Origin of the sequence: Micromonospora sp., assembly GCF_048594385.1 — a bacterium.
GTDB classification, from domain to species: domain Bacteria; phylum Actinomycetota; class Actinomycetes; order Mycobacteriales; family Micromonosporaceae; genus Micromonospora; species Micromonospora wenchangensis.
Genome location: NZ_JBMDWU010000223.1, coordinates 1 through 7,280 on the forward strand (window position 1 = coordinate 1; position 7,280 = coordinate 7,280).

Consider the following 7,280-nt stretch of genomic DNA (forward strand, 5'->3'; position numbering starts at 1 on the left):
CTCCGCCGCCGGCTGCTGCCAGCCCCGCGCCTTCATGAGCCGCTCCAGCACCGCGCCCAACGGCTGCGGATCACGCGGGTCCGGCCCCGGCCCGGAGTAGCCCCGCAGCCGCCGTCCACCGCCGTCGGCCGCGCCGGTCACCCCCGGTCGCCGGGTGCGGGCCGCCGCCTCCCGCCGGGCCCGCGCCGCGTCGAGCACCGCCCGCGCCAGCTCCGGCCCGCTCGCCCCCGCCGCGTCACCGGCCGCAGCCGCCGTCCCCCCGGGCGCGGCGTCCGCGTCGTCGCCCGCCGGTCGGCCCCGCGCACCCGCCGCGCCCCCGCCGGCTGCACCGGGGGTACGCGCACCGCGTGCCCCGCCCGGGGTGGTGCGCCCCGGGCGACCCGTCGACCCGGTGGGCTGCTCCGGTTCAGTCGGCACGACGGACCGTCCCCTCGCCGACGGCGTACCGGGCGCCACGCAGGGCCACCGGGACGTCGTCGTCCACCGCACAGGTCACCAGGAGCTGACCGGCCCCGCCGACCAGTTCGGCCAGCCGCTCCCGGCGACCCGCGTCCAGCTCGGCGAAGACGTCGTCGAGCACCAGCACCGGCTCGATCCCGTCGGCGCGCAGCAGGTCGTACCCGGCCAGCCGCAGCGCCAGCGCGTACGACCAGGACTCGCCGTGGCTGGCGTACCCCTTGGCGGGCAGCGGGCCGAGGGTGAGCACGAGGTCGTCGCGGTGCGGCCCGACCAGCGTGGTGCCCCGCTCGATCTCGGCCGACCGGGACTCGGCCAGCGCGGCGGTCAACGCCTCGGCGAGCACCTCCCGGTCGGTGCCCACCCCGGTCAGCTCCACCGACGGCCGGTACGCGATGCCCGCCGCCCCGGCCCCCGCCGCCACCGCGTCGTACGCCTTGGCCACGTGCGGGGTGAGCGCGGCGACCAGTTCCAGCCGGCCGGCGAGCAGTTCGGCCCCGTGCCGCGCCAGGTGGGCGTCCCAGACCGCCAGGGTCGACAGGTCACCGCCGCGCGACCCGCCCGTCTTACGGGCCAGGTACGCCGTGCGCAGCAGGGCGTTGCGCTGCTTGACCACCCGGTCGTAGTCGGCGCGCACCCCGGCGTACCGGGGCTGGCGGAGCACCAGCAGGTCGTCGAGGTAGCGGCGGCGTTCCGCCGGGTCGCCCCGGACGAGTTCCAGATCCTCCGGGGCGAACAGCACCAGCCGCAGCGCGCCGATAACGTCCCGGGCCCGCCGGGCCGGGGAGCGCCCGAGCCGGGCCCGGTTGGCCTTACCGGGGACGATCTCCAGCTCGATCAGCAGTTCCCGGCCGTCGTGCACCACCGCACAGCGGATCACGGCGGCGGTCGCGCCCAGCCGGACCAGGGGTGCGTCGGTGGCGACCCGGTGCGAGTCCAGGGTCGCCACGTAGCCCAACGCCTCGACCAGGTTGGTCTTGCCGACGCCGTTCGCACCGGTCAGGACGTTCGGACCCGGCTCCAGATCGACGCCGACCCGCTCGTACGAGCGGAAGTCGACCAGTTCGAGCCGGCGGACGTACACAGCCTGTGGATGCCGCTCAGCGCTTGTGCACGGCGTGCCCGCCGAACTGCTGGCGCAGCGCGGCGACCGCCTTCATCGCGGGCGAGTCGTCCTGCCGGGAGGAGAACCGGGCGAACAGGGCGGCGGTGATGACGTTGAGCGGGACGGCCAGCCGGATCGCCTCGTCGACCGTCCAGCGCCCCTCACCGGTGTCGTCGGTGTACCCGGTCAGCGTGGCCAGGTCCGGGTCCTCGTCCAACGCGCGGTCGAGCAGGTCGAGCAGCCAGGACTGGACGACGGTGCCCTCCCGCCAGGACTTGATGATCCCCGGCACGTTCGTGACCATCTCGGCGGCGGAGAGCAGCTCGAAGCCCTCGGCGTAGGCGTGCATCAGGCCGTACTCGATGCCGTTGTGCACCATCTTGGCGTAGTGGCCGGCGCCGACCGGGCCGGCGTGCACGAAGCCGTGGTCACCGGCCGGCTTCAACGCCTCGAAGATCGGCATCAGGTGGTCGACGTGCTCCTGCGCGCCACCGACCATCAGGGCGTAGCCGTTCACGTTGCCCCAGACACCGCCGGAGACGCCGACGTCGACGTACCCGATGCCCCGCTCGGCCAGCCGGGCGGCCCGGGGCGCGTCGTCGCTGAACCGCGAGTTGCCGCCATCGATGATGATGTCGCCCTCGCCCAGCACCTCGGCGAGCGCATCGATCGTCGCGTCGGTGACGGCGGCGGGGACCATCACCCAGACCGCCCGGGGCGACTGCAACTTGTCGGCCAGTTCGGCAAGGCTCGCGACGTCACTGCGGTCGGCGTTGCGGTCGTAGCCGACGACCTCCTGGCCGGCGGCGCGCAACCGCTCGCGCATGTTGCCGCCCATCCGGCCGAGTCCTACCAGGCCGAGCTGCATCTGCTCCTACCTCCGTGCGTCCGGGTGCTGCCGGTGCCGATCAGCGGGACACGCGGATCGGCATGATGAGGTACCGGTACCCAGGGATGACCTCGCCATCCTCACCTGCGGGGGAAATCACCGCCGGCTTGAAGGCGTCCACGAAGCGCAGCAGGGCGTACTGGGCCCCCAGGTTGGCCAGGCCGTCGATCAGGTACTGCGGGTTGAACCCGATGGTCAGCGGCTCGCCGGTGAAGGTGGCCTCCATCGCCTCGCTGGCGCGGGCCTCCTCGGTGCCGCCGGCCTCGACGACCAGACCGTCGGAGCTGAAACTGAGCAGCACCGGGGTGGTCCGCTCGGCGACCAGGGCGACCCGCTTGACCACCTCGATCAGGGTGCTCACCGGCACCCGGGCCTCGGCGTTGCTGGTGGCCGGGAAGAGCGAGCGGACCGGCGGGTAGTTGGCCCCGTCGAGCAGCCGGCTGGTGGTGCGACGGGTGCCGCCGGAGAAACCGATCATGCCTTCGCCGGCACCGCCCTGGGACAGCGCCATGGTCACCTGGCCGCCGAGCGGACCGAGCGCCTTGGCGGTGTCGTTCAGGGTGCGGGCGGGCACCAGGGCGTTGATGCTGATCTCGGGGTCGTCCGGGTTCCACTCCATCTCGCGCAGGGCGAGCCGGTAGCGGTCGGTGGCGAGCATCGCCAGGGTGCCACCGGAGAGTTCCAGCCGGACCCCGGTCATCATCGGCAGCGTCTCGTCCCGGCCGGCGGCGATGGCCACCTGGCCGACGGCGGCGGCGAAGGCGGCGGCCTCGACGGTGCCGGCGCTCTCCGGCATCTCCGGCAGGGCCGGATAGTCCTCCACCGGCATGGTGGGCAGGGTGAACCGGGCGCTGCCGCAGACCAGCTCCAGGTGGGCGCCGACCGCGGCGATGTCCACCGGCTTGGCCGGCAGCGCCTTGGTGATCTCGGCGAGCAGCCGGCCGGAGACCAGGGCGGCCCCGTCGGCGTCGCCCTGCACCTCGACGGTCACCTGGCTGGAGACCTCGTAGTCGAAGCCGGAGACCTGGAGGTTGCCGTCGGTGACCCGCAGCATCACCCCGGCGAGCACCGGTACGGACGGCCGGCTGGGCAGGCTCTTCGCGGTCCACGCCACCGCTTCGGCGAGCGCGTCGCGCTCCACTCGGAACTTCATCAATGCCTCCGCGTCGACGTCAGCGACAACTCTCTCATGCCGACCGCTGCCCACCGTCCCGCCCGACCGTGCGGGTACCCATCGCACCTTAGGGCGCGTGGGCATCGGCTGTGCGCCCGACCCCGTGCTTCCGGTGCCGGGGTGACTGCCGACGGCAGCGCTGCGGCCCGATCCACAGGAAGTCCAACGGTGATGATTGGTTTTTGATTCTTCAGAAGAGATAACTCATCGTCTTCATCGCACCTGTGCAAACTGTGGGTAACTCGCGTCGTCGCAGCTCAGACACGTTATCCACCGGTGGGTTCGCTGTGGAGAACCGGGGGGTAAACCCGGTCGGTGGTCCACAGGCACCCGGTGTCCCCAGAGTTGTCCACCGTTGTCCACCGGTTGTCCACCGGTAATCCACCGGGTTTACCCCCAGCGCTGTGGACAACCGGTCGGACCCGGACCGCCGTCATCCCCAGAACCTTCAACAGGTTGCCCACAGGCCCACCGTCGTCGGTGGACAACGCCGCGGTTGTCCCCAGCCGTCCACAGCACTGTCCCCAGGGTTTGTCCACAGTCTGTGGGTAACCGGCTCCGGACGGAGCGTGGTTATCCACCGGTTGTGGAACAGGGGGTGTGGACAACCGGGCGGTCCTGTGGACAAAGAAGACGGCGTCATGCGCCGATCGTGGCCCCTCGACCCGGTCGAGGGTCAACCTCGCTGGGGCGTACCGCCACGCAAACGCCCGGCCGAGGGCATCGGCCGGGCGTCGGTGGTGCAGCGGGAGTGGCGTACGTCTCAGGTGTTCTGCTTGATCCGGTTGGTCAGCTCGGCGATCTGGTTGTAGAGCGAGCGCCGCTCCGCCATCTGCTGGCGGATCTTCCGGTCGGCGTGCATCACCGTGGTGTGGTCGCGTCCGCCGAACGCCTGCCCGATCCGGGGCAGCGACAGGTCGGTCAGCTCCCGACACAGGTACATGGCCACCTGGCGGGCGTTCACCAGCACCCGGGAACGCGAGTGCCCGCGCAGGTCCTCCAGGCTCACCCCGAAGTACTCCGAGGTGGAGATCATGATCTGGTCGGCGGTGATCTCGGGCCCGGTGCCGTCGGGGATGAAGTCCCGCAGCACCTCCTCGGCCAGCGACAGCTCGACGTTGGAGCGGGTCAGGCTGGCGAACGCGGTGACCCGGATCAGCGCCCCCTCCAGTTCCCGGATCGAGTTCGACACCCGGGAGGCGATGAACTCCAGCACGTCCGGTGGGGCGTACAGCCGCTCCTGGGCGGCCTTCTTCTGCAGGATCGCGATCCGGGTCTCCAGGTCGGGCGGCTGGATGTCGGCCAGCAGCCCCCACTCGAACCGGGTCCGCAGCCGGTCCTCCAGCGTCGCCAGCTGCTTCGGCGAGCGGTCGGACGTGATCACGATCTGCTTGTTCGCGTTGTGCAGCGTGTTGAAGGTGTGGAAGAACTCCTCCTGGGTCCGCTCGCGGTTCTCCAGGAACTGGATGTCGTCGATCAGCAGGATGTCGACGTCGCGGTAGCGGCGCTGGAACGCACTGGTCTTGTCGTCCCGCAGCGAGTTGATGAAGTCGTTGGTGAACTCCTCGGTCGAGACGTACCGGACCGAGCGGGCGTTGCCGAGCGTCTGGGCGTAGTGCCCGATCGCGTGCAGCAGGTGTGTCTTGCCCAGCCCCGAGCTGCCGTAGATGAACAGCGGGTTGTACGCCTTGGCCGGTGACTCGGCCACCGCGACGCTCGCCGCGTGGGCGAACCGGTTGGACGAGCCGATGACGAACGTCTCGAACATGTACTTCGGGTTGAGCCGGTTGCCGCTGGACTCCGTACCGCCGGGGCGTCGGTCGCCGGCACCGGGGCGGTGGTCGACGCCGGCCCGACCGGGCCCGCTGTCGGTGGCGCCGTCGCGGGCCAGGCCGCGCGGACCCTGCTGGTCACGCGGCGCACGCCCCTGGTCCCGGTACGCGGGCTCGTAGCCGCGCGGGTCGGTGTCCGGCTCGGCGCGGTGGCGTTCCTCGAAACCGCGCCGCTCGGGGGCGGGGCGGTCCAGCCGTGCCGGTTCGGCGAAGCCGACGCCGAACAGCGTGTCCTGACCGCCGTCGCGGCTGGCCGGAACCCGGGCCGGGCGGTGCCCGTCCGGCTCCGGTTGCCCGGCGGGCGACCGTTCCCCGGCCTGCTCCGGCGCTGGCCCGGCCTCCCGGGGGTACGGCGGTTCGGGTTCGTCGTAGGCCGGCGGCCGGAATCCCGGATAGTCGTCCACGGCCGGACCCGGTTCCACCACGGCGGCGGCCTCCGGCCCGCTGCGGTAGACGGTGCCGGCCGGTCGACCGGCGGCGTCCTCGGCGATCCGGACGGTGACCGCGACCTGGATCGGTCGGCCCAGCCGACGGGTGAGCGCCTCGGTGATGGCCGGGCGCAGCCGGGACTCGATCACGTCGCGGGTGAACGCGTCCGGCACCGAGAGCAGCACGGTGTCCTCGACGATGGCCCGCAACCGGGTCAGCCGCAGGTACGCCCGCTGCTGCGCGGAGATGATCTCGTCGGCGAGCTCGTCCGTGGTCGCCGTCCACACCGCGGCAAGGTCGGTCGTACCGGCCACCGTCGTGCCACCCCCTCGCCTCTGCTCCCCGGACGCCGCCGTCTCCCGGCTGTCCGGATGCCGGGTACCGAGCGGTGTGACCTCTCACCCACCCGGACGCCGAACCGGTCGTCCTCCACAAGTTATCCACAGCCTGTGTACCGACCGATTGTGGCCGCCCGCCGGGCGCGGGTCGGACCTGCCCCCTGCCGTGGCCGGGGGCTGAAGCGGGTTCACCGTGCCGAACGATTGACTACCGTGTCCGGTCTTGCCTGGCGGCGACATCCCGGAACTGGAGACGCTGACCGCAATCGGGCACGGTAACAGCGATGTCGCCGCATCATCAACCGTCGACGGGCCTGGCGCGTTGTCGGCATCAGCGAAATCCCCCGCTTTCGGGCGGTTGTCGCCGCAGGTGAAGGCCCGACTACGCCGGTTTGACGGTGATTGCCCCCCGCCCTAGGGTGGAGGGGCTGCTCTTACGCCCTCTGCTAGGGTGATGGGTGCTTGCTGCCCATGGTCGCGCCCCGTAACGCCGGGGTGACAAGCCACTCGGGCAGCGCCGATCGGGGCCACCGCAGCGGCGGCCTGGACCACCACGACCCGGACGATCCATGTGTCTGGGCGTCCGACAACGGAGAGCCTGACGTGAGCAAGCGCACCTACCAGCCGAACAACCGCCGGCGCGCGAAGACCCACGGCTTCCGGCTGCGCATGCGCACCCGGGCCGGCCGCGCCATTCTTTCGACCCGTCGCGCCAAGGGCCGCACCCGCCTGTCGGCCTGAGGCCGACAGGGTCCGCTCCGGGGACGGCAGTCGTGCTGGCGGCCGCGCAACGACTGCGGCGCAGCATCGACTTCGCCGCAGCGGTTCGCGGTGGCCGACGAGCCGGTCGGGGCACGCTCGTCGTGCACCTGACCCTGCCGGTCACACCCGGAGCCGCAGACGTAGCGCCGGAGCCGGCGCGGGGCGGTGCGGGGGCTTCCTCCGCACCGGTGTCCCGCGCCGGCGTCGTGGTTTCCAAGGCGGTCGGGCCCGCGGGGGGCCGTAACCGGGTCCGTCGCCGGCGGCGGCCTCTGGCCCGGGAACGGCGCGCCGCCCG

The 7,280-nt window shown here is 72.2% G+C and carries 6 protein-coding genes and 1 pseudogene; 2 read left to right on the plus strand and 5 right to left on the minus strand.

The annotated features are described in order from the left end of the window. The 5 genes and pseudogenes from ACOJTC_RS11870 to dnaA form a co-directional block, all read right to left on the minus strand. A pseudogene (locus ACOJTC_RS11870) lies at positions 1 to 417 on the minus strand (DUF721 domain-containing protein); the annotation flags it as partial. Then, positions 407 to 1,540: a DNA replication/repair protein RecF gene (gene recF / locus ACOJTC_RS11875; protein ID WP_204925526.1), complete on the minus strand. Its 1,134-nt coding sequence runs from the start codon at positions 1,538 to 1,540 to the stop codon at positions 407 to 409. The pseudogene ACOJTC_RS11870 and the gene recF, both read right to left, overlap by 11 nt. A gap of 16 nt (positions 1,541 to 1,556) precedes the next feature. Continuing rightward, entirely contained in the window at positions 1,557 to 2,429 is an 873-nt protein-coding gene (gnd, locus tag ACOJTC_RS11880; RefSeq protein WP_204925525.1) for a phosphogluconate dehydrogenase (NAD(+)-dependent, decarboxylating), read from the minus strand. A 40-nt stretch (positions 2,430 to 2,469) separates the two neighbouring features. Continuing rightward, complete coding sequence (dnaN, locus tag ACOJTC_RS11885; RefSeq protein WP_088643664.1) at positions 2,470 to 3,603, minus strand: DNA polymerase III subunit beta; 1,134 nt, start codon at positions 3,601 to 3,603, stop codon at positions 2,470 to 2,472. A gap of 784 nt (positions 3,604 to 4,387) precedes the next feature. After that, entirely contained in the window at positions 4,388 to 6,199 is a 1,812-nt protein-coding gene (dnaA, locus tag ACOJTC_RS11890) for a chromosomal replication initiator protein DnaA (RefSeq protein ID WP_420116888.1), read from the minus strand. Between the two features lie 627 nt (positions 6,200 to 6,826). On the opposite strand from dnaA, the gene rpmH reads away from it, so the two are divergent. Next, positions 6,827 to 6,964, plus strand: a complete 138-nt coding sequence (gene rpmH / locus ACOJTC_RS11895; protein ID WP_067300964.1) for a 50S ribosomal protein L34 — start codon at positions 6,827 to 6,829, stop codon at positions 6,962 to 6,964. A 32-nt stretch (positions 6,965 to 6,996) separates the two neighbouring features. Then, a partial coding sequence (locus ACOJTC_RS11900) for a ribonuclease P protein component (protein WP_420116889.1) occupies positions 6,997 to 7,280 on the plus strand: 284 nt, incomplete at its 3' end.

Coding starts and splice junctions, on each gene's coding strand:
- gnd (WP_204925525.1), bottom strand. CDS start 2,429: ATGCAGCTCGGCCTGGTAGGACTCGGCCGGATGGGCGGCAACATGCGC.
- dnaN (WP_088643664.1), bottom strand. CDS start 3,603: ATGAAGTTCCGAGTGGAGCGCGACGCGCTCGCCGAAGCGGTGGCGTGG.